The organism is Campylobacter sp. RM9331 (assembly GCF_020137685.1).
Classification (GTDB): domain Bacteria; phylum Campylobacterota; class Campylobacteria; order Campylobacterales; family Campylobacteraceae; genus Campylobacter_E.
In genome coordinates this window covers 99885-122411 of record NZ_JACGBA010000001.1, presented here as the reverse complement: position 1 = coordinate 122411, position 22527 = coordinate 99885, and the positions used below count along the sequence as shown (strand labels likewise).

Below are 22527 nucleotides of genomic sequence, written 5' to 3'. Positions count from 1 at the left end.
TAATTCGGATTAATTAATTTGCTCAAGCATACTTAAAACTTCTTCAAAAGCAAAAGCCTCATCATTTCCTTGTCTTAAAAAATCATTCATATAATCTTTTTTACTCATTGCAAAATCAAGCTCTTTATCGCTACCTTTTACATAAGCACCAATTCTAATTAGAGTTTCGTTTTCTTTTAAAACTGAATTAAGCCTTTTAAACTTAGCAGCATTTTTTTTATGTTCAGGCGTTACTACATCTCCCATAACCCTACTTGCTGAATTTTGAATATTAATCGGAGGATATATTCCAAAATCAGTTAGGCTTCTATCTAATACAATATGCCCATCAAGAATTGACCTACTTTGATCAGCAATAGGATCACTCATATCATCGCCATCAACTAACACGGTAAAAAATGCTGTAATAGTTCCTTTACCTTCTTCTTTACCAGCTCGCTCCATTAATTGCGGCAATAGATTAAATACACTTGGTGGATAGCCTTTAGCAGTAGGTGGCTCTCCAAGAGCAAGACCGATTTCGCGTTGAGCCATAGCAAAACGAGTAACGCTATCCATTATAAATAATACATCCATTCCTTGCTCTTTAAAAAATTCAGCCACACTCATAGCACAAAATGCCCCATATTTACGCATTAATGCACTATCATCGCTAGTGGCAACTATCATAACGGTATCATCCATTTTACCACCTAAATTCTTATGTATAAACTCAGGAATTTCTCTACCACGCTCACCTATTAAAGCGACTACTTTAACGGCTGCAGGGGCATTTTTAACTATCATTCCCATAAGAGTTGATTTACCAACCCCAGAACCAGCAAAAATGCCTAATTTTTGTCCTACTCCACAAGTTAAAAGCCCATCAATACTTTTAATACCAACAGGAAAAGGCTCACTTATAAGCCCACGCTTAAGTGCGTCTATTGGTGCTCTTAAAATAGGCATCATTTTACTTGGTGTGATTTTTCCTTTTCCATCTTTTGGACGCATAAATGGATCAACCACACGCCCAAGTAATTCCATAGAGCAAGGAATTTTCATTCCTGCTTCTTCTAAAAATGCTTTATCTCCGATTTTAAAGCCTTCTACAAAATCAAAAGGGCTTAAAAATGAAATATGCTCCTCAATCTTAACAACCATTGCATAAGCGGTTTTTTCTTCATTTTCAAGTCTTATAACATCGCCTACGCTAGTGATTAATCCTTTAATCTCTATACTAATTGCAGAGATTTTGTATATAAAGCCAAAATTTTGTGAAATTGGTATTTTTGATATTTTATTTTTAAGTTTTTCTAAGTTCATTTTATTAGTGAATAAAATTCTTTCCTAGTTCTTTCATCGCTTAAAAATATGCCTTTAAGAGAACTTGTTATTGTTTTAGAATTTACTTTTTGAATTCCACGCATTTGCATACATAAATGCTCAGCTTCAATAGTTACAGCAACACCTTTTGGCTTTAATATTTCATATAAAGCTAGGCTAATTTGTTCGCATAATTGTTCTTGGATTTGCAATCTTCTTGAATAAACTTCAACAAGTCTAGGTAATTTTGAAAGCCCAACTACTTTTCCATTAGGTATATAAGCAATATGAACTTTTCCAAAAAATGGTAATAAATGGTGTTCGCATAAGCTATAAAAATCAATGTCTTTTACTAAAACCATTTCATTGTTATCAGTGTTAAAAATAGCTTCGTTTAAAATTTCTTTTGGATTTTTTGTATAGCCACTACATAAGAATTCATATGATTTTTGAACCCTTTCAGGTGTTTTTATTAATCCTTCTCTATTTGGATTTTCACCAATTTTTATTAATAAATTTTTAATTAAGTCTTGCATTCTTTACCTTTATATTTTGCCAATGATTAATTTTTTTAGCTAGAATTGTGCGAAATATTTTACAAAAGGTAGTTTAATGAAACTTAGTACAACAAAAATTGATGAAATTAATTACTCAGTAAGTGGTGTTATAGAAAAATCTTTAATAGATGAAAAGGTTAAAGAAATAGCTGTAAAAGCTAGTAAAACTATGCAAGTTGCTGGTTTTAGAAAAGGCAAAGTTCCTGTAAATGTTGTTTTAGATAGATATAAAGATTCTTTACTAAAAGACGCAGAACAAGAAGCGATTACAAGTGCTTATAAAAATGCAGTTAAAGAAACAGGTAAAGATGAAAAAGAATTAATCGGTGAGCCAAGCTTTAAAAAATTCGATAGAAAAGATAATGGAATTGAATTTGAATTCGTAGTTTCTTTTAGACCAACAATTGATTTAAGTGGTTATGAAGCATTAGTTCCTGCATTAAAAATAGAAGAAATTAAAGAAAAAGATATTAAAGCTAGAAAAGAAGCTATGCTTAAGCAATTTGCTCCATTAGAAAAAACTAAAAAACAAATCTTAAAAAAAGGTGATTATGCTAAGTTTGATTTTGAAGGATTTGTTGATGGCGTTGCTTTTGAAGGTGGTAAAGCAGAAAATTATATGCTAGAGATTGGAAGTGGTCAATTTATACCAGGATTTGAAGATGGTATGATAGAGCTTAAAGTTGGCGAAGAAAAAGATATAGAAGTAACTTTCCCTGAAAATTATCAAGCAGCTCATTTAGCGGGTAAAAAAGCAGTATTTAAAGTGAAATTACATGAAATTCACGCAAGAAAATTACCTGAAATTGATGAAGAAATGCTTAAAAAATTACTTCCTGGTGTAGAAAACCCAACTGAAGCAATTTTAGATGAAAAAATAAAAGAACAATTAGAAACAGAAGCTAAATTTAAACAAATTGATGAGAAATTAAAACAAGAATTTGTTGAAAAAATGCTAGAAAAATATACTTTTGCAGTTCCACAAAACATTTTGGAACAAGAAACTAATTTACAATTTAATCAAGCTGCAAGAAGCTTTAGTAAAGAAGAATTTGACAAATTAAAAGATGATAAATATTTAGAAGAAAAAAGAAAAGAATATGAAGCAGAAGCTTTAAAAAGCGTAAAATTAACTTTCATTGTTGATGAATTAGCAAAATTAAGAAATGTAGTTGTAAATGACCAAGAAGTAGCACAAGCTATTTATTTTGAAGCTTTAAGATACGGAATGGACCCTAAACAACTAATAGAAAACTATACAAAAAATGGCACATTACCAGCTGTTAGAATGAGTTTGGTAGAAGAAAAATTATTTGCTGATTTATTTTTAGGAAAAGATAAATGAGCTACATACCTTATGTAGTAGAAAAAACTAGCAAAGGCGAGAGAAGTTATGATATTTACTCTCGCTTACTTAAAGATAGAATTATTCTTTTAAGTGGTGAAATAAATGATGATGTAGCTGCTAGCGTAGTTGCACAATTATTGTTTTTAGAAGCTCAAGATTCTACTAAAGATATTTATTTGTATATAAATAGTCCTGGTGGAGTTGTAACTAGTGGTCTTAGTATATTTGATACAATGAATTATATTAAACCTGATGTTAGTACAATTTGTATAGGACAAGCTGCTTCAATGGGAGCATTTTTACTTAGTTCTGGAGCTAAAGGTAAAAGGTTTGCTCTTCCAAATGCTAGAATTATGATACATCAGCCTTTAGGCGGTGCAAGAGGTCAAGCGACTGATATTGAAATTCAAGCAAAAGAAATTTTAAGATTAAAAGCAATGCTTAACAAAGTATTAGCTGAAAATACCGGTAATAAATTGGCAAAAGTTGAGAAGGACACTGAACGCGATTATTTTATGAGTTCAGAAGAAGCTTTAAAATACGGACTAATTGATAAGGTATTAGAAAAAAGTTTTAAATAGGATAGGGCTTTGAATAAAGAGATAATACACGATGAATCTCCTAAGATTCAGAAATTAAGCGGTGGAGAATTTGAGAAATTTACTCAACAAGTAATTAAACAACTTATAGAGGATAATGTTCCACCAACTCCTACTAATTATTCTATTTATTTTGAAAAAATGTTAGATACTAAGCCTATGGCCTTTAAAAAAAGAGTAACAGAAATGATTACTTATGAAAAAGAAGACCAAAGTAATAAAGTTGCTGTAATAGAACAAGACATTAAAGAAACCTTTGTAAATATAAAACAGCTAGTAGGTTCTATTGCAACAATTTATAAAAATATAAGCACAATGAAAGCTTTAATTAAGAAAAAAATAGGCGATTTAAGTATCGCTACTGGTTCTTTATCTATTCAAAATATTTTAAGGTCTTTAGATAGTGATATGGCTAAACTCACCACAGCCCTTGATATTCAATTAAATAGTATAAAAAAAGGTTATGATGAGATTGTAAAAATACATAATAGGGTAAATGAGCAGAGTGAATTTGATGATAAATTCGGAGTGTTTAATAAAAGATATTTATATAATAATATTACTCAAGACATAGAAGATATTAAAAAATATGGTTATTCAATATCATTGATGTTTGTAAAGATTAAAGATAGTTTATTAAATACAATTGAATTACAAAAAGATAAAAATCTTTTGATGAGAAATGTTGCGAAATTATTATTAAAAACCTCAAGAAGAAGCGATGTTGTGGCACATTATGGAGATGGTATTTTTGTAATGGCAATGAAACATACAAATATAGTTAATGCAAAAAAAGCTTGTGAGAGAATTTCAGACTTATTTTACAATACAACATTTTTTATAAATGATAATGAAATTGATATTAATATAGAAATGAGCGTTGTAGCACTTAGTGGCGATAATTATGAAGAACAAATTCTTGAGGCTATTAGCGTATTACCGAATACTGGTAAAAATAAAGAAATTTATGCTGTAGTTGGAGATAGTGAAGAAAATGATGCTTAAATTAATAACTTATCCTAATAAATTATTATTTACTAGGAGTGAAGAAGTTAAGGTATTTGATGAAGAGTTACATACATTTTTAGATGATATGTATGAAACTATGATTTCATCTAGTGGTATAGGTTTAGCAGCAATACAAGTTGCAAAACCTTTAAGAATATTTTTGATTAATTTATTAAATGAAAATGAAGAACAAAATAAAGATGATTTGATTGAATTTATTAATCCAATAATAACACCTATTGGAGAAGGAACGCAAGTTTATGAAGAAGGTTGTCTTAGTGTTCCTGGTTTTTTTGAAGAAGTAACTAGATATAATAAAATTAAAGTTGATTATTTAGATAGATTTGGAAATCAAAAAACTTTAGAAGCTGAAGGGCTTTTAGCAGTTGCTATTCAACACGAAAACGACCATCTTGATGGACATTTATTCATAGAAAAAATATCATTTAGCGGAAGAAAAAAATTAGAAAAACATTTAAAAAGTTCTAAAAAGCCTAAAAAATAATTATGGCTTTTTAGATTATTGTTTATATCTTCATTTATTTTTCAAAATAATTTATATTTTTATAATTCATAGTGATATTTTAAAAAAAGTATAAAAATATTTGTTGTTAAAATCTTTTGGAATTTAATTTGCAATGCTTTTATAGAACTTACTTTGTATTATGCTTGTAGTTTAAATCATTTGATTAGTTTGTAAATATTATTAGACAGATTTGATATTTAAAACTTAAGTGAATATTAAAAATTACGCAGCTTATAAATATAGTAATTTATATTAATTTAAATAAAATAATTGGTTTTAATAAGATATTAAAATACTTAAATTGATACTAAAAATTAAAATTGTAACTAAGCAGAAAAAATCGGATATTATTTTTTATTACAAAATAATTTTTAACAATACAAGTACTAAATACTAGATATTTTTATAAGATTTTCATTAGCTATTTTATACTTTTAAAAACTATTAAACAAACCTAGAAATTAAATTAATATCAAGATTTTAAATATTTTATAGGTAATATATCATTTCTATAATTTAAAATATTGACTATCTTAGACTTAAAATTTATATTAAAATCTTAAAAATAAATTTATATTTGACACTTTTTTGCCACTACATATTTTTATAATAAATTGATTTTTTAGAAGGAGTATAGATGTTATCAAGGAGAAATTTTATAAAAGGAGTAGCAGGAGTTGGCCTTAGTGCACCTTTAGCATTAAACGCTAATGACAATTTAGGAAAAGACATAAAATTTGATGAAATAGCTGATGTTATTATAATCGGAAGTGGTGTGAGTGCTCATATTTGTGCTGCTTATTTAGTAAAGAATAAAATTGATGTTTTAATGATTGAAAAGATGGATAGAATTGGTGGTAATTCTGCTTTATCTCAACAAGATTTTGCTGTTCTTAATTCAGATTTACAAATTAAAGCTGGCATAAAAGATAGCGAAGAATTATTTTTAAATGATTTAAATAAAGCTGGAGCTGGATATAATCATTTAGAACATTCTTTAAGAATTATAAGAAATTCAAATGAAGCATATGAATTTGCTAAAAGTTGTGGGGTTAAATATGCTGATAAGCTTAAGTTTTTAGGCGGTCATAGTGTTGCTAGAAGTGTTGAAACTATTGGCGGTGGTGGTGCTTGTATTAGCACTTTAAATGAATTTTTTATAAAACATAATGGAAAGATTAAAAACGAAACTAAATGTGATGAAATCATTCAAGATGAAAGTGGCAAAATAATTGGCGTAAGCGTTAGAGAAAATTATAGATTTAATAGAAATCTAGCAAATGATGATAGAGAGAATTTAAGTGGAGATAAAAAACACTATAAAGCAAGGCTTGCGGTAGTTTTTGCAACAGGTGGATTTAGCCGTGATATTGAGTTTAGAAGTATAGTAAATCCTAGATTAAGGTTGGCAAAAAGCCCTTCAAGTTTAGGTCAGACTGCTGGTGCATTAAAACAAATGTTAAAGGTAGGAGCAATCCCAACTCAATTAGCACTTAGTAGATTTTCTTTTGGAATTCCTACAGAAGATTTAATTTATGGGATTATGGTTGATTGCAATGCTAAAAGATTTTTAAATGAAGATGGGGATAGACAAGGTTTATCAAATAAAATTTTAGCTCATATGGAAAAGATTAACACAACAATTTATCCAATAATTATTTTTGATAGCACAGGATTTGCTAATTCGCACGACCCTAATAGAATGCAAAGTTTTATTACTGCAGGGAAAATGAAGAAATTTGATAGCCTAAGTGATTTAGCTAATAATTTTAAGCTTAATGAAAATGATTTATCAAATACAATGCAAGATTATGAAACAGGCATTTCAAATAATAAAGATGAGTTTAAAAAAGATTTAAGTAAGATTAAAAATTCTAGTATGAGTAAAGCACCTTTTTATGCAATGACAGCTGCACCAGGTCTTAGTTATACTCCAGGTGGTGTTTATGCTGATATAAATATGAGAGTTTTAAATATTAGTAACTATGAGCCAATTAAAGGGCTTTACGCGATTGGTGAGGCAACTGGTGGTGTTCATGGACAATCAAGGCTTACTAGTTGTTCTATTCCTGATTGTATGACTTCAGGAATTGCTTGTGCGAAAGATATTTTAAAAGGAGTATAAATGCAAAAATTATTAATGATTTTGATATTAAGTATTTTTGCATTAGGCAATGAATTTTCAATAAAACCACACCATGTTGATGTGAAATTAAAATGCACAGATTGTCATAAAGAAGCAAATGAAAAAGATTATAAAGCACTTGATTCTAATTCATGTCTAAGTTGTCATGGAAGTAAAGAGAAATTAGCAAAAAGGCTTGATTTTTTAAAAGGTAAAAACCCGCATAATAGTATTCATGATAATGCGAATTTAAATTGTTACACCTGTCATAATGAGCATAAGCCATCATTTAATATGTGTAATACTTGCCATAATACTAAAACTTGGATGAAGGAGATAAAATGAAAAAAACTATTATTTTTGTTTCATCTATTGTGGTTTTAACTTTAATTTTTGTGTTTTTATCTCATAAAGCTATACAAATGACTGGCGATGATAAATTTTGTGCGAGTTGTCATGTAATGCAACCGATGAAGGAAGCTTATATTAAAGATGTTCATAGTGGTAATAATAATTTAGGTATTAAAGCAAATTGTGTTGATTGTCATTTGCCACACGATAATATAGTAAATTATCTAAGCACAAAAGCTTATAATGGCATTAAAGAATTTAGTATCACTGCTATTGGAGCTGATGAAAAGATAGATTGGTATGAAAAACTCAATCATAAAAAAGATTATGTTTATGATAGTGGATGCTTAAAATGTCATCAAGATATTACTAAAATTAATTCTAAAAATGAAATGCAAAATACAATGCATAAAAGATATTTAGATTACGCAAATGAATTAAAATGTGTAAGTTGTCATACCCATGTAGGTCATGATGGTTTAAGGGGTAAATTAGATAAAAAATGAAAAAATACACAATTTTATATGCAGAAGATGATTTAAATCTAGCAAGTCAAGTTATTGATTTGCTAGAACTACTTGATTTTAATGTGCTTTATGCTAAAGATGGCTTAAGTGCTTTAGATATATATTTGGCTAAAAAGCCTGATATATTATTACTTGATATTTCTATGCCAAAACTTGATGGTTTAAATTTATTAGAAAATATAAGAAATTCTGATAATAAAATTCCTGCTATTATGATTACAGCTTTAAGTGATAAACAAACTTTATTAAGTGCAGTTGAGCTTAATATTTGCAAGTATTTAATAAAACCTTTTGATAGGATTAAACTTGAAGATGCTTTAAAAAAGGCTATAAAAAGTATTAATAATAAAATTAAATTAAGCAATAATATATATTTAGATATTGATTTAAATGAGTTATTAATAAATGATGAGATTATTAAGCTTAGCAAAAAAGAATTTTTATTGCTTGAAATTTTGTTAAAAAGTAGTCCTAACATTGTAGATATTTATAAGATTTGCGATTATGTATATAATGATTATGATGTAAGTTCTGATGCTATTAAATCACTCATTAAAAATCTTAGAAAGAAATTAGGCGATAAAGGTATAATTCATAATGCAAATTCTCGTGGATACTATATCAAAATTACTTAATATAAGCATTCGCAAAAAAGCTTTTATATTTGTTTTAACTTTGATTATTTTTTTATGTTTTATTTTGAATTTTTTATATATTTCTTGGCATAAAAATTATTTATTTCAAAACAAAAATAGTTTTAATGATAGGTTTATTTATTTTTATAATGATTTTTTAAATAATTTATTAAACAATACGCTTAGTATTAGTTATGAATTTGGTTCTAATTTAGATTATTTAAAAAATGATGAAAAGCTAAATAAATTAAATAAATTATTTTTAAATCTAAGCTCAAATGAGGCGTATTTAAAGGATATTAAATTATTTATTTTAAAAGAAAATATTTGCATAGAAAAAGATAAAATAAAATTAAATTGCCAATATGATTTTAATAATCAAACAGATATTTTACTTAGATTAAATACCGAACCAGTTTATTTAATTAATTTAAAAATAAATGAAAATTATGCGATTACTTATACAATAAGTGCAAAAAAATTATTAGATAATTTAAAAATTCAAGATGATTTTTTAGCTGCTTTAAAGTATGAAAATGAGTATTTTTATAATGAATTTGATTGGCAAAATAAAACTAAACTTTTAAAAAATGATGAAGATATAATTAAATTAGATGATAAATATTATTTAAGTAATGAAATTATTTTAAATGATAGATTTTTAATATTGATTAAAAAAGATATTACAAAAGATTATAAAACTCATTTACATATAATAAAAAAGGCTTTTATAATTAGTGTGGTTTTGGTATTTTTTGCTTTTATTGGGGTATATTTTGTTTTAGGATTTTTAATTAATAAATTATTAAAAACCGAAGAAAAACTAAGAAAATTAAATGCAAATTTACAAGAAGAAGTAAAAAATCAAGTTGAAATAATTAAGGCTAAATTAGATGAAAATACACAAAAAGAACAATTGCTAAATCATCAATCAAAATTAGCTGCATTAGGTGAAATGATAGCTTGTATAGCTCATGAATATAGACAGCCATTAGCAACTTTAGGTGCAATTTCTAGTTATCTTGAGATTAGTTTAGAAAAACAAAAAATTGATGATAAGTTTCATCAAAAATTAAAAGAGATAAATCCTATTTTAAATTATATGTCAAAAACTATTGATGAATTTTATGATTTTTATAAGACAAAGCAAGAAAAAAGCTCTTTTTATGTTTATGAAGCTATTTTAAATTCTTTAACGATTTGTAATGCAAGCCTTACAAGGAATGCAATTAATACTACTTTAAGACTTGATAAGAATTTAAAAATAAATTCATATAAAAATAGTTTAGCTCATGCAATAATCAATCTTATTACAAATGCAAAAGATGCTTTAGTTAATATAAAAAATCCTTATATTATAATTAATCTTTATGCTTATAAAAATAATATTTACATTAGTATAAAAGATAATGGAATAGGGGTTAAAAAGGATTTAGAAGAAGAAATTTTTAAACCTTATTTTAGCACGAAAAATGGTTCAGGGCTTGGGCTTTTTATGATAAAAAATATTTTAAATAGCGAGTTAAATGCTGATGTATTTTTAAAAACTAGAAAAATTGGAGCTAATTTTTATATTAGGATTGCTTATGAATGAGTTGTTTTGTTTAATTGTAGGTAGTGGTATTAGTGGTTTAACATTGGCGAATTTATTGGTTAAACAAGATATTTTATTAATTGAGCAAGATGATGAATTAGGCGGAGCTAAGAGTTATTTAAATTTTGCTGCTAGTAATTCATCTTTTCAGCAACTAGCAAATATAAAAGATGATAAATTTTATGATGATTTGATTTCTTATTCAACTAATTATGCTGATTTTACTTTATTAAAAGAGCTTAGTGAAAAATCAGCACAAGCTACTCAACTTTTAAAAAGTTTTGGGGTTGAATTTGAATTAGCTATATCAAATAGCTTAAATCATTCAGTTCCTAGAGAATTACACCCTTTAAAAAATGCTAAAGAAAGTGTGATAAATCCATTAATCAACAGATTGCTTAGTAAAAATGTAAATATATTAACTAAGGCTAAATTAATTGATTTTGATAATGGTATTGCAAGTATTTTACATAAAGATGAAATCATAAAAATTAAGGTTAAAAATATAGCTTTTTGCACTGGTGGATTTGCAAACGATAAAGAATTTATAAAAATTCATTATCCACTAGCTTATTATGCTAAAACTATGTCTAAGAACAATTCAAATTCTTTAAAGATTTTATTAAAAAATGGAGCAATCCCAACTCAATTAAGTCTAATGAGATTTGCTTTTGTTTTGCCTATGGATATTTTTAAATATGGAATTTTAATTAATTCTGATTTTAAAAGATTTGTTAGAGAAGATAGCTCAAGGCAAGATTTAGCAATAGCGATTTTAAATGAAATTAAAAATAATAAATTAGTTAAATTACTCCTAGATAATCACGGAATAAATTATATAAATGATACAAGTATATTTTACAAATACTATTCTTTAGAAGAAATTGATAAAAGATTAATTAATTGCGTTGATGAATATAATAGCTATTTTGGTAATAGGATTGATAAATTGGGTAAAAATCTTAATAATATTTCTATTAAAGCAATTAATAAGCCTATGTTTTATTTGGCTAATGTAGATGTTTATTTAAACTATACTTTAGGTGGGGTTAAATCAGATATATTTGCAAGAGTAGTTGATATGGATACTAATACAGCTAAGAATAATATGTTTGCTATAGGAGAAGTTAGTTCTATGTTTGGAGAAGCAAGGCTTAGTGGAGCTGCTAGCATAGCTTGTGTTGTATTTGCTATGAATGCTAGTAAATTTATGCTATCAATTTGAAAGTATTAATAATTTTTTTATAATCTAGCTAAATAGGAGAAAATATGAAGAAGAAATACTCATTTTTTAAAAACGCAAGTTATGCTTTAGCAGGGGTTAAAAGAGCTTTAAATGAAAGTGCTTTTAGGATAGAATTTGCAATAGGAATTTGCTTTATTTTATTTGCTTTATTTTATCCTTTTTCTTTATTTGAAAAGGCATTTTTAATAGGTGTTATTATTTTAGTATTTGCTGCTGAATGCTTTAATACCGCTATTGAGAGCGTTGTGGATTTGGCAACTTCAAAATACCATAAACTTGCAAAAGATGCAAAAGACTTAGGCTCTGCTGGAGTATTTTTTACTATTTTAATAGCTGTTTTAACTTGGTTTAGCGTTTTATATAAGGAATTTTTATGAAAATAAGTGAGATTTATAAGATTTTAGATGAATTAAGTCCTTTTAATACCCAAGAAAGTTGGGATAATAGTGGGTTAATTTTAAGTAATGATGATAGTTGCGAAAGGATTTACCTTAGCCTTGATTTAGATTTTAATCAAGTAAAATCATTTTTACCAAATTCATTGATTATTACTCATCATCCTTTGATTTTTAAGGGTATTAAAAGTATTAAAAATGATTATGCTGGTAATATTTTAAAAGAATTAATCAAAAAAAATTGTGCTTTAATTTCTATGCATACGAATTATGATTTAAGTCATTTAAATAGATATTTTTGTGAAAAGTTTTTAGGCTTAGAAATAATTGAAAGCGATGGGTTTTTAGCTTATGCTAAGAATAATTTTAAAGATATTTATGAATTGGCTGATTTTTTAAAGGCTAAATTAAACTTAAAAAAAATATCAATATCTTTAGCAAAAGAAATAATTCAAACTGATTTAATAGGAATTTGCACGGGTTCTGGAATTTCATTGGCTAGTGAGCTTAAGAGTAATATATTTTTAACAGGAGATATTAAATATCACGACGCTTTAGCTCTTAGTGAAAATAATATAAGTTTAATCGATATTAAGCATTATGAAAGTGAGATTTGTTTTGCTAATTCTTTAGCGAGTAATTTGCAAAAATTACCGATAGAGATTATAATCAGCTCTTCAAAAAATCCATTTTTAGAGTATTAAGGACATACTATGAATAAACACCTATCACAATTAGTAGAGCTTTCTAAATTAGATAAAGAAATAGATAGTTTTTTACCACAAATTGAAAGTGCTAAAAGAGAAGCGAACAATTTAGAAGATAAAATTAAAAGTCTTGAGAATAAAAATTCAAAATTAGAAGAAAGCATAAAAGAAATTAGTGAGAGTAAAGTAAAAGTAGAAAATCACATAGCTCAATTTTCAACAAAAATCAATGAAACAGCTAAAAAAATTGCTTTAGTAAAAACAGAAAAAGAAGCAAATGCTTTAAAATTAGAAGAAGAAATCGCAAGAGAGCAATTAGAAGCTGCAAATGAAGAAATATCAAAATTAGAAAAAATAGTAGATAATAAAAAAGAAGAAATTAAAGAAAATCAAAAAGAAATTACTAAATTAAATGATGATTTAACTATAGCAATAGCTAATCAAAAATCAGCACTTGATGCTATTGAAGAAAAAAGAAAAGAAATTTATGTAAGAAAAGATAAGTTAGCTAGCGAAATTGATAGCAAAGTTTTCGGATTTTATGAAAAAATTAGAAAATGGGCTAAGAATACTGCAGTAGTTCCTGTTAAAAAACAAGCTTGCTATGGTTGTTTTATGCAACTAAATAGCAAAACTTTTAGTGCAGTTTTAAAAAGTGAAGAGATTAATAACTGCCCACATTGTGGAAGAATTTTATACATAGAAGAGTAATTTTTATAATTTAAAAAATGTATTTTTTTTATATTCTTGTTTCTATTTTAATTTATCCTTTATTCTTATTGGCTTTAATTCCTTTAAGTTTTAAGGATAAATATTCTAAACTTTATCAAAAATTTTTACCATTCAAAAAGCATAAAATAGCAGATATTCATTTTCATTTTGCAAGTTATGGAGAAGCTGTCGCTTTAGGCGAGTTGATTAAATATTATAAAAATAAAGGTTTTAAAATATTACTTACTTGCTCATCAAAAACAGGGCTTATGAAAGCAAAAGAATTTGATGACAATGCTTTTTTACTACCTTATGAGCCATTATTATATTTATGGCTTAAACCTGCTAAGACTTTAATAGTATTTGAAGCAGAATTGTGGTTGGCTTTACTTAAAATATATAAAGATTTTGATAAAAATACTATTTTATTAAACGCTAGAATGAAAGAAAATAGCTTTAAAAATTATAAAAAATTTAGTTTTTATTATGCAAAAATATTTTCATATTTTGATTTAATCCTTGCTCAAAGTAATGAAGATAAAGAAAGATTAGAATATTTTAATGCTAAAAATATAGAAGTTTTTACAAATATAAAGATTACAAATAAGCCAATAGTTACTAAGCAATTAAGCAAAAATAAAGAAATAATTTTAATTGCAAGCACTCACGAAAATGAAGAAGAAATAATTTTAAATAAATTAGATAAAAATTTTTTAAAAGATAAATGTCTAATAATAGCACCAAGACACCCTGAAAGATTTCACAAGGTTGAAAAATTACTTTATAATAAAGGCTTTAACATTGTAAAATATAGCAATGATTGTGATGGATATTTAAAAAGTGAAGTATTTTTGCTAGATACTTTAGGAGAATTAATTAATTTTTATTCAATTAGTGATTATGTGATTTTGGGTGGTTCTTATGTTAAAATAGGCGGACACAATTTCGCCGAAGCTGCGTTTTTTGGCTGCAAAATCACTTCAGGAACTAATGTGTTTTCTCAATACTCAAGCCTAAAATGTATAGAAAATATAAAAATTAGTGATGATATTGATTTTACAAATGTTAAAAATGCTAAAATCAAAAACGAATATACTTTCAACGCATTATGCGAAATATTAGATAGGAAAATAAATGAAACAAGATAAAGCATATAAATTATTAGCAATTCAAGAAGGAATTTCAAATTCAGCTGCTAAAGAATTAATAGATTTAGGTTTAGTAATGCACGGGGGCAAAAGATTAGAGATTGCAAGGGGTCTTATGCCTGTTAATACTATTTTTAAACTTGCAAAACCAGAGCTTAGCGTATTGTTTGAAGATGATAATTTATTAGCTATTAATAAGCCAATTGGTATTGCGAGCGAACATATTAAAAATAATTACACTCTTTTAAATAGACTTGATAAGGATACAAGTGGCATTGTATTATTTGCTAAAAATGAAGAGTTTTTAAAGGCTGCAAAAAACGAATATAAAAAAGAAAAAGTGCAAAAACTCTACCTAGCAATTACTAATAAAATAGTAAGCGAAGGAATGGAGATTGATGAGCCGATTTTAACCATAAAAGGCAAAAGTGCATTTAGCAAAATTAGTAATAGTGAAAACGCAAAATATGCTTATACTAAAATAGAGCCTTTAATTATAGAAGGTAAAAAAACCTTATTAAAAGTGCAAATTGCAACAGGTAGAACCCATCAAATAAGAGTTCATTTAAATAGCGTTGGGCTAGGAATTTTAGGCGATGTTAAATATAGTAAAATAATTAGCTCAAGGCTGATGCTTCATTGTGCTAGGACAAAAATATTTGATTATGATATAAAAACTCCTATGCCAAATGATTTTCATAAAGACTTTGAATTAAAAGGGCTTAATTTAGACTTTTTATTTTAATTTTTAATGCTTTTAAGATAGTTTTTATTTTAAAAGCATTGGAATTTTATAAATTATACTTTACCAACGATAAAGCTTATAATTATTACACTTTGTTTAATTGCTGAAATTAAAATAAATCCCTTTAAGCATAGTAAAGGAATAATAATGTTAGATGTAATGCAAATTCAAGAAATTTTACCACATAGACCACCATTTTTGTTAGTTGATAAAATCACAGAAATCAATCTTGATGAAGGTTATGTATTAGGTTATAAAAATGTTAGTATAAGTGATCAAGTATTTGCAGGACACTTTCCAGGTCATCCGATTTATCCAGGAGTTTTAATATTAGAAGGAATGGCTCAAACGGGTGGAATTTTAGCTTTTCAAAGTATGAAAGATAGTGTTGATCCTAAAAGCAAGGTAGTATATTTTACAGGAATGGAAGAAGTAAAATTCAAATCACCAGTAAGACCAGGCGATAAATTAGTATATAAAATGAGCGTTGTTAAAAACCGTGGAGCAATGTGGGTGTTTAGTGGCGAGGCTTATGTAGATGATACATTATGCACTCAAGCAATTTTAAAAGCGATGATAGTAGATAAATGATTTCAGATTTAGCAATAATAGAAAATGGTGCAAAAATAGGCAAAAATGTTAACATTGAGCCTTTTGCATATATAGGAAGTAATGTAGAAATTGGTGATAATTGCATTATTAAAAGTGGTGCAAGAATTTTAGGAAATACAAAAATAGGAAATAATTGCAAGATTTTTTCTTATGCTATTTTAGGTGATATTCCACAAGATATTTCTTATAAAAACGATGATTTTTCAGCTTTAATAATAGGTGATAACACAACTATTCGTGAGTTTTGCACTATAAATTGTGGCACACAAAAAGGCGATGGATACACAAGAGTTGGAAATAATAATTTCATAATGGCTTATGTTCATATTGCACACGATTGCACCTTAGCTGATAATATAATTTTAGCAAACAATGTAACCTTAGCAGGGCATGTTGAAGTTGGCTCATTTAGTGTGATTGGCGGACTTACTCCGGTTCATCAATGGGTTAAAATAGGCGATTATTGTATGCTTGGAGGTGCTTCAGCATTATCTCAAGATTTACCACATTTTTGTCTAGCTGAAGGTAATCGTGCTTATGTTAGAAGTCTTAATTTAGTAGGGCTTAGAAGACATTTAGAAAAAGATAAAATAAATGAATTAAGTGAAGCATTTAGTAAGATTTTTAGAAGCAAAACAGGGCTAATTAGCGATAGAGCAAAAGCTTTATATGAGAGTTCAAATTCTGCCGAAGTTGTTAAATTATGCTCGTTTATTTTAAATACAAAGCGTGGAATTCCAGTGAAAGGAAATGATAATGAGCAATAATATTTGTAGTTTTTGTGGCAAATCTTATCCGTTTGACCTACTTTCAAATGGTAAAAATAATACAATTTGTCCTACTTGTGCTGGTGTTATATTTAAAATGTATGATGCTAAAAATAAAGAATTAGCAGTAGATGAGGTAGCTGATAGTTTAAAAGATATAAGTTCAAAAGCTTTAAAATCTCATTTGGATAATTATGTAATAGGTCAAGATAGAGCAAAAAAGGTTTTAAGCGTAAGCGTTCATAATCATTATAAAAGGCTTATGAGTAATGCTGATGAGAGTGATGTGGAATTAGCAAAATCAAATGTTTTATTAGTAGGACCTACAGGAAGTGGTAAGACACTTTTAGCTCAAACTATGGCAAAAGCACTTGATATTCCTATAGCAATTTGCGATGCTACGAGTTTAACTGAAGCTGGGTATGTAGGAGAAGATGTTGAAAATATCTTAACAAGACTTTTACAAGCAGCTGATTATAATGTTGAGCGCGCAGAATGTGGGATAATTTTCATTGATGAAATTGATAAAATTGCAAGAAAGGGAGAAAACCGCTCAATTACAAGAGATGTAAGTGGAGAAGGCGTTCAGCAAGCATTGCTTAAGATAATAGAAGGTAGCGTTGTAAATGTCCCACCACAAGGCGGTAGAAAACACCCAAATCAAGAATTTATTCAAGTTGATACTTCAAATATTTTATTTATTTGTGGTGGTGCTTTTGATGGAATTGAAGAGATTTTAAAGCAAAAGCAAGGCGAGAATGTAATGGGTTTTGATACTACTAGCGTTAAACTTAGTGAAGATGAATTGTATTCACATATTGAGCCTGATGATTTGATTAAATTTGGTCTAATTCCTGAATTAGTTGGAAGATTGCACGCAATTGCAAGTCTTAATGAAATTAGCGAAGAAGATATGGTAAGAATTTTAATTGAGCCAAAAAATTCAATAATCAAGCAATATCAAAAGATTTTTGAATTTGATGGTGTTAAATTAGAATTTGATAAAGACGCGCTTTTAGCTATTGCTAAAAAAGCTCTTGATAGAAAAACAGGAGCAAGAGGTCTTCGTGGGATATTAGAGCAATTATTACTTGATTTAATGTTTGATTTAGATAAATATGAAGGTTATGAAATCGTTATAAATAAAGATTTTGTTAATGGCGAAGGCGATGCTATTTTTTTAAAAATTAAGGATAATAAATGATACTAGACCATTTAATAGGGTTATTTTCAAGTGATATGGGTATTGATTTAGGCACAGCAAATACTCTTGTATTGGTAAAAGATAAGGGTGTAGTAATTGATGAGCCAAGTGTTGTAGCAGTTCAACATACAAAATATGGAAAGAGCAAAATTTTAGCAGTTGGTAAAGAAGCTAAAGAAATGCTAGGCAAAACTCCTAGTGATATTCAAGCAATTCGCCCTATGAGAGATGGGGTTATAGCTGATTTTGATATGACTGAAAAAATGATTAGATATTTTATTGAAAAAACACATAAAAGAAAGAGTTTTTTACGCCCTAGAATATTAATATCAGTTCCTTATGGTCTAACTCAAGTTGAAAGAAAAGCAGTTCGCGAAAGTGCTTTGAGTGCTGGTGCAAGAGAAGTGTATTTGGTTGAAGAGCCAATGGCTGCAGCAATTGGTGCAAATCTTCCCGTGCAAGAACCTGTAGGCTCATTAGTAGTTGATATTGGTGGTGGAACTACTGAAATAGGAGTTATTACTCTAGGTGGTCTTCATACTGCAAAAAGTATTAGAACAGCAGGAGATAAGTTAGATAGTTCAATTGTAAATTATGTAAAAGAAAAATACAATCTAATAATAGGCGAAAGAACTAGCGAAGATATTAAAATCCAAGTTGGTTCAGCTATTCAATTACCTGAAGAATTAACTATAGTTGTTAAAGGAAAAGACCAAGTAAAAGGGCTTTTAAGTAAGGTTGAGCTAAGTAGCGAAGATATTCGTGAAGCTATAAAAGAGCCTTTAAAAGAAATTGCTGATGCGCTTAAGTTCGTATTAGAAAATACAAAACCAGAACTTGCAGGCGATATTGTAGAAAATGGTATAGTGTTAACTGGTGGTGGAGCATTAATCCGTGGAATTGATAAATATTTAAGCGATATTGTAAAATTACCTGTTTATGTTGCTGATGAGCCACTTCATGCAGTAGCAAGAGGAACTGGAAAAATACTTGAAGAGATTTCTTTACTAAGACAAATAGTAAATGATGAATAAATTTAAATTATTACTCCTAATATGCGTTTTGCTTACATCTTCTTATTATTTTGTAGCAGATGTTAAAAACGCTGTTTTAGGGGTTAATGATTTTGTTTTAAATAAGCTTTATAATGCTTATGATTACACCAAACAAAATATTACTAAATATTTTAATCAAGTAAATCAGATAGATGAATTAAGCACAGAAAATAAAAAGCTAAAACAATACAAATTCTTATATGATAATTTGGTTATAGAATATAACAATCTTGCAAAAGCCCATAATCTTAAAAAATATGAATTTGAATTAGCCTTAACTAGGGTATTATCTTATGAAAAAATTGGAAGTTTAACTAAATTTTGGATGAGTTATGATGGTATAAAGCCTGATATTACTTATGGTTTGATATATGATAATAATGCAGTGGGGATTATGTATTCAAATAATAATAGAGCTTATGCACTTAGTTTAAATGATGAAAAATGTGTTTTTTCTGTGGTTGTTGGGGAAAATAAAACTCCTGCTATTTTACAAGGTAGTAAAAATTCAATTTATGTTAATTTCGTTACTGATTATAAAGAATTAAATATAGGAGATTTGGTTTATACGAGTGGAAAGGATTTGATTTTTCCAGAGGGTATTTATGTTGGAAAAGTAGTAAAAATCATAGATGAAGCTGGATATAAAAGAGCTATTTTAGAAGATACAAAAACTCTTAGCCCTTATAGATATGTTTATATGGTAAGTGCTAAAGAGAACTTACAAGAAATTAAAAATTAAAATCTTAAATTATTTTTTATTAATTTACCCTTTGTTAATAGGGGGGGGTGTAGAATAATTACTTCATTTTAAAAAAGGAGTAATTATGGATAAGAGTTCCATTTTAATGTTGCTTGATAATAAAATTTCAAGTGAGCAAAAGTTTATGCTAAATGATAAACTTGATAATTTAAGCGAAGAAAAATATAAAAACCTTCCACTAATCCCATTAAAAAGCCCAATTTTAGCAGCAGTTTTAGGATTTTTCTTCGGAGTTTGGGGTGTTGATAGATTTTATCAAGGAAATATGCTTTTAGGATTTTTAAAAATAGGTCTATTTTTAATAGGCTTAGCTTCGACACTTATATTTATCGGAGTTTTTATTTTATGGGCTTTATATATTTATGTATTAGTTGATATATATTTTGTATATAAAGCAGTTCAAAAAGACAATTACACAAAAATATTACAAATAATAGGATGATTTTATGAAAACAGATTTTTTAATTTCTAACAAAGGTCAAGAATTAATCAAAAACGAAGAAGAATTGAGAGTAAAGTTGAGTGAATTTGTAGGAGAATTGCCAAATGCTGCAATAGTTGATGAATTAAGCAATGCGGCAAAATACTATACAAATAATGGCGAATCAAATACAGCAAGATATTCTTTTAGACTAAAAGATATATGCCTTCCTACATTATTGTTTAGTTATTTTAGCTATGCGTTGCGTTCTATGTGGATTTATGCAGGAATTGTTTATGGGGCAATTGTGGTTTTATCTTTTTTTGGTTATTTTTATTTTAAACCAAAGGGTTTGTCAAATTCTTTTGATTTTTCTTATATTAGTTATGTTTTAATTTATGTGATTATAAGCGTTTTAACAAGCGCAACTTATAGATATTTTTTATTAAAAGAATTTTTCACTAAATACGAATTAACACCTATTAGCAAACCTAGAAAACCCATAAATATTTTAATAGCTATTGGATTTATTATTGCTTTATTGTTAGTTATAAAATTAATTAGCCTTTTTATTGTAGGTGCTAGTGTAATGGCTATTGGTGGCGTAACTAGATGGTAAGAATAGGAATTTAAAATTCCTATTTTATATAGCTTAAAGATTTTTTAAGCTTTTTTAATCTTTCTAAATCTTTATGCTTTAATTTTAATAAAGTATCAAATAATTGAGTATGTAAAGCTTGTAATTCTACTAATTCATCTTTACTTAGAGTATCTAGCCAATTGCTATTAATTTTTTCTTCTAACTCATTGGCTAAACTTTCTAATTTTAATTAAACCTAGAAAACCCATAAATATTTTAATAGCTATTGGATTTATTATTGCTTTATTGTTAGTTATAAAATTAATTAGCCTTTTTATTGTAGGTGCTAGTGTAATGGCTATTGGTGGTGTAACTAGATGGTAAGAATAGGAATTTAAAATTCCTATTTTATATAGCTTAAAGATTTTTTAAGCTTTTTTAATCTTTCTAAATCTTTATGCTTTAATTTTAATAAAGTATCAATTAATTGAGTATGTAAAGCTTGTAATTCTACTAATTCATCTTTACTTAGAGTATCTAGCCAACCGCTATTAATTTTATCTTCTAGCTCATTGGCTAAACTTTCTAATTCGTAAAAATCTTCATTAACTAATGCTAATTTGATTTTAGTTATCAATGTTTGCTCTCTAAATATGAAATTACGCCTAAAGCAGCGTTAGCACCATCAGCCGCAGCACAAACAACTTGTCTTGGGGCATCTACTCTTAAATCTCCCGCAGCAAACAAGCCTTCAACACTCGTTCTCATTTTTAAATCAACCTTAACAGCATCTCCTACCATTTCGCATAAAAATGAGCCATCAGTTTGTTTTAATACTTCATTTCTCACATCAAGTCCTACGAAAGTAAATATCCCTGGAACTGCTAAATCTTTTTTGCTACCATCATTAAATGCTATTTTAACGCCTGTAACTCCAGCATTATCTCCTACAACTTCTTCTACTTTAGCATTTAAAATAAACTCAATTTTTTCATTTTTCTTAGCTCTTTCAACGGTTGATGGAGCTGCACGAAAACCTTCTCTTCTGTGGATTAAATATACTTTAGAGCATAGATTAGCTAGATAAAGTGCTTCTTCAAGTGCGGTATCTCCACCACCTAAAACTGCTACTTCTTTTTTTCTATAAAACGCACCATCGCAAGTTGCACATGTGCTTACTCCACGACCAAAAAATTCATTTTCGCCTATAAAACCAGCTTTTTTAGGAGCTGCTCCTGTGCAAACTATAACAGCTTTAGCATCATCGCTTGAATTATCAGAGAAAATTATTTTAAAATTCTCGCCATTTTTTTCAACTCTAATTACTTCTTTTTGCTCAATTTTTAGACCAAATCTAGTGCTTTGCTCACTCCAAGGTGCCATAAAGCTAATTCCATCCATTACGGTTGCAACGCCTGGGTAATTCTCCATCTCACTTGAGCTTGTGATTTGTCCGCCTGGCATAAATTTTTCATACATTACAACATTTTTAAGCCCACCACGAGTTGCATATAATCCCGCACTAAGACCAGCAGGGCCACCACCAATAATAGCTAAATCTAACATTTTATCTCCTAATTAATAATTTTTATTATTTA

26 protein-coding genes are annotated in these 22527 nt (G+C 27.7%); 22 read left to right on the top strand and 4 right to left on the bottom strand.

Annotated features, from left to right (window positions below; genetic code table 11):
- Positions 1-9 precede the first annotated feature (9 nt).
- Positions 10-1305, bottom strand: a complete 1296-nt coding sequence (gene fliI, locus AVBRAN9331_RS00580; RefSeq protein ID WP_442862285.1) for a flagellar protein export ATPase FliI — start codon at positions 1303-1305, stop codon at positions 10-12.
- The gene (gene folE / locus AVBRAN9331_RS00575; protein ID WP_336612209.1) at positions 1302-1841 is read right to left on the bottom strand and encodes a GTP cyclohydrolase I FolE; all 540 of its coding nucleotides are present in this window, start codon (positions 1839-1841) and stop codon (positions 1302-1304) included. Before folE ends, fliI begins: the two co-directional genes overlap by 4 nt.
- 76 nt (positions 1842-1917) lie before the next feature.
- Here folE and tig point away from each other — a divergent pair, with 76 nt between their 5' ends.
- From tig to AVBRAN9331_RS00465, 22 genes are all read left to right on the top strand, one after another.
- Entirely contained in the window at positions 1918-3207 is a 1290-nt protein-coding gene (gene tig / locus AVBRAN9331_RS00570; RefSeq protein ID WP_214120539.1) for a trigger factor, read from the top strand.
- A complete protein-coding gene (gene clpP, locus AVBRAN9331_RS00565) occupies positions 3204-3791 on the top strand; it encodes an ATP-dependent Clp endopeptidase proteolytic subunit ClpP (protein ID WP_214115843.1) in 588 nt (195 codons plus the stop codon). Before tig ends, clpP begins: the two co-directional genes overlap by 4 nt.
- A gap of 9 nt (positions 3792-3800) precedes the next feature.
- Positions 3801-4814, top strand: coding sequence for a GGDEF domain-containing protein (locus AVBRAN9331_RS00560; RefSeq protein ID WP_214115842.1), 1014 nt, complete (start codon positions 3801-3803; stop codon positions 4812-4814).
- Positions 4804-5322 carry a peptide deformylase gene (gene def / locus AVBRAN9331_RS00555; protein WP_214115841.1) on the top strand — a complete coding sequence of 173 codons (519 nt, stop codon included), beginning with the start codon at positions 4804-4806 and terminating at the stop codon, positions 5320-5322. The genes AVBRAN9331_RS00560 and def overlap by 11 nt, the downstream gene beginning before the upstream one ends.
- Before the next feature lie 658 nt (positions 5323-5980).
- Positions 5981-7468: a flavocytochrome c gene (locus AVBRAN9331_RS00550; RefSeq protein ID WP_336612208.1), complete on the top strand. Its 1488-nt coding sequence runs from the start codon at positions 5981-5983 to the stop codon at positions 7466-7468.
- Entirely contained in the window at positions 7469-7813 is a 345-nt protein-coding gene (locus tag AVBRAN9331_RS00545) for a cytochrome c3 family protein (protein WP_336612207.1), read from the top strand.
- Positions 7810-8325 carry a cytochrome c3 family protein gene (locus AVBRAN9331_RS00540; protein WP_214115838.1) on the top strand — a complete coding sequence of 172 codons (516 nt, stop codon included), beginning with the start codon at positions 7810-7812 and terminating at the stop codon, positions 8323-8325. Before AVBRAN9331_RS00545 ends, AVBRAN9331_RS00540 begins: the two co-directional genes overlap by 4 nt.
- Positions 8322-8981: a response regulator transcription factor gene (locus tag AVBRAN9331_RS00535; RefSeq protein WP_214115837.1), complete on the top strand. Its 660-nt coding sequence runs from the start codon at positions 8322-8324 to the stop codon at positions 8979-8981. The genes AVBRAN9331_RS00540 and AVBRAN9331_RS00535 overlap by 4 nt, the downstream gene beginning before the upstream one ends.
- Positions 8944-10575: a sensor histidine kinase gene (locus tag AVBRAN9331_RS00530; RefSeq protein WP_336612206.1), complete on the top strand. Its 1632-nt coding sequence runs from the start codon at positions 8944-8946 to the stop codon at positions 10573-10575. Before AVBRAN9331_RS00535 ends, AVBRAN9331_RS00530 begins: the two co-directional genes overlap by 38 nt.
- On the top strand, positions 10568-11800 hold the full coding sequence (locus AVBRAN9331_RS00525; RefSeq protein WP_336612205.1) for an FAD-binding protein: 1233 nt from the start codon (positions 10568-10570) through the stop codon (positions 11798-11800). The genes AVBRAN9331_RS00530 and AVBRAN9331_RS00525 overlap by 8 nt, the downstream gene beginning before the upstream one ends.
- A gap of 44 nt (positions 11801-11844) precedes the next feature.
- On the top strand, positions 11845-12198 hold the full coding sequence (locus AVBRAN9331_RS00520) for a diacylglycerol kinase (RefSeq protein WP_336612204.1): 354 nt from the start codon (positions 11845-11847) through the stop codon (positions 12196-12198).
- Positions 12195-12920: a Nif3-like dinuclear metal center hexameric protein gene (locus tag AVBRAN9331_RS00515; RefSeq protein WP_214115833.1), complete on the top strand. Its 726-nt coding sequence runs from the start codon at positions 12195-12197 to the stop codon at positions 12918-12920. The genes AVBRAN9331_RS00520 and AVBRAN9331_RS00515 overlap by 4 nt, the downstream gene beginning before the upstream one ends.
- A gap of 9 nt (positions 12921-12929) precedes the next feature.
- A complete protein-coding gene (locus AVBRAN9331_RS00510; RefSeq protein WP_214115832.1) occupies positions 12930-13634 on the top strand; it encodes a zinc ribbon domain-containing protein in 705 nt (234 codons plus the stop codon).
- Positions 13635-13702: 68 nt separating this feature from the next.
- Positions 13703-14782, top strand: a complete 1080-nt coding sequence (locus tag AVBRAN9331_RS00505; protein ID WP_336612203.1) for a glycosyltransferase N-terminal domain-containing protein — start codon at positions 13703-13705, stop codon at positions 14780-14782.
- A complete protein-coding gene (locus AVBRAN9331_RS00500; RefSeq protein ID WP_214115830.1) occupies positions 14769-15527 on the top strand; it encodes a pseudouridine synthase family protein in 759 nt (252 codons plus the stop codon). The genes AVBRAN9331_RS00505 and AVBRAN9331_RS00500 overlap by 14 nt, the downstream gene beginning before the upstream one ends.
- 147 nt (positions 15528-15674) lie before the next feature.
- The gene (gene fabZ / locus AVBRAN9331_RS00495) at positions 15675-16118 is read left to right on the top strand and encodes a 3-hydroxyacyl-ACP dehydratase FabZ (protein WP_214115829.1); all 444 of its coding nucleotides are present in this window, start codon (positions 15675-15677) and stop codon (positions 16116-16118) included.
- Positions 16115-16906 carry an acyl-ACP--UDP-N-acetylglucosamine O-acyltransferase gene (lpxA, locus tag AVBRAN9331_RS00490; protein ID WP_214150290.1) on the top strand — a complete coding sequence of 264 codons (792 nt, stop codon included), beginning with the start codon at positions 16115-16117 and terminating at the stop codon, positions 16904-16906. The genes fabZ and lpxA overlap by 4 nt, the downstream gene beginning before the upstream one ends.
- Positions 16896-18110, top strand: coding sequence for an ATP-dependent Clp protease ATP-binding subunit ClpX (gene clpX, locus AVBRAN9331_RS00485; RefSeq protein ID WP_214115827.1), 1215 nt, complete (start codon positions 16896-16898; stop codon positions 18108-18110). The genes lpxA and clpX overlap by 11 nt, the downstream gene beginning before the upstream one ends.
- The gene (locus AVBRAN9331_RS00480) at positions 18107-19144 is read left to right on the top strand and encodes a rod shape-determining protein (protein ID WP_214115826.1); all 1038 of its coding nucleotides are present in this window, start codon (positions 18107-18109) and stop codon (positions 19142-19144) included. The genes clpX and AVBRAN9331_RS00480 overlap by 4 nt, the downstream gene beginning before the upstream one ends.
- Complete coding sequence (gene mreC, locus AVBRAN9331_RS00475; RefSeq protein ID WP_336612202.1) at positions 19137-19907, top strand: rod shape-determining protein MreC; 771 nt, start codon at positions 19137-19139, stop codon at positions 19905-19907. The genes AVBRAN9331_RS00480 and mreC overlap by 8 nt, the downstream gene beginning before the upstream one ends.
- Positions 19908-19992: 85 nt before the next feature.
- Positions 19993-20370, top strand: a complete 378-nt coding sequence (locus AVBRAN9331_RS00470; protein WP_214115824.1) for an NINE protein — start codon at positions 19993-19995, stop codon at positions 20368-20370.
- 4 nt (positions 20371-20374) lie between these two features.
- Positions 20375-20968: a hypothetical protein gene (locus AVBRAN9331_RS00465; protein ID WP_336612201.1), complete on the top strand. Its 594-nt coding sequence runs from the start codon at positions 20375-20377 to the stop codon at positions 20966-20968.
- Between the two features lie 364 nt (positions 20969-21332).
- On the opposite strand, the gene AVBRAN9331_RS00460 is transcribed toward AVBRAN9331_RS00465, so the two are convergent.
- Both AVBRAN9331_RS00460 and trxB read right to left on the bottom strand, forming a co-directional pair.
- Positions 21333-21566, bottom strand: a complete 234-nt coding sequence (locus AVBRAN9331_RS00460) for a hypothetical protein (protein ID WP_336612200.1) — start codon at positions 21564-21566, stop codon at positions 21333-21335.
- Positions 21563-22495, bottom strand: coding sequence for a thioredoxin-disulfide reductase (trxB, locus tag AVBRAN9331_RS00455; protein ID WP_336612199.1), 933 nt, complete (start codon positions 22493-22495; stop codon positions 21563-21565). Before trxB ends, AVBRAN9331_RS00460 begins: the two co-directional genes overlap by 4 nt.
- Between the last annotated feature and the right edge of the window lie 32 nt (positions 22496-22527).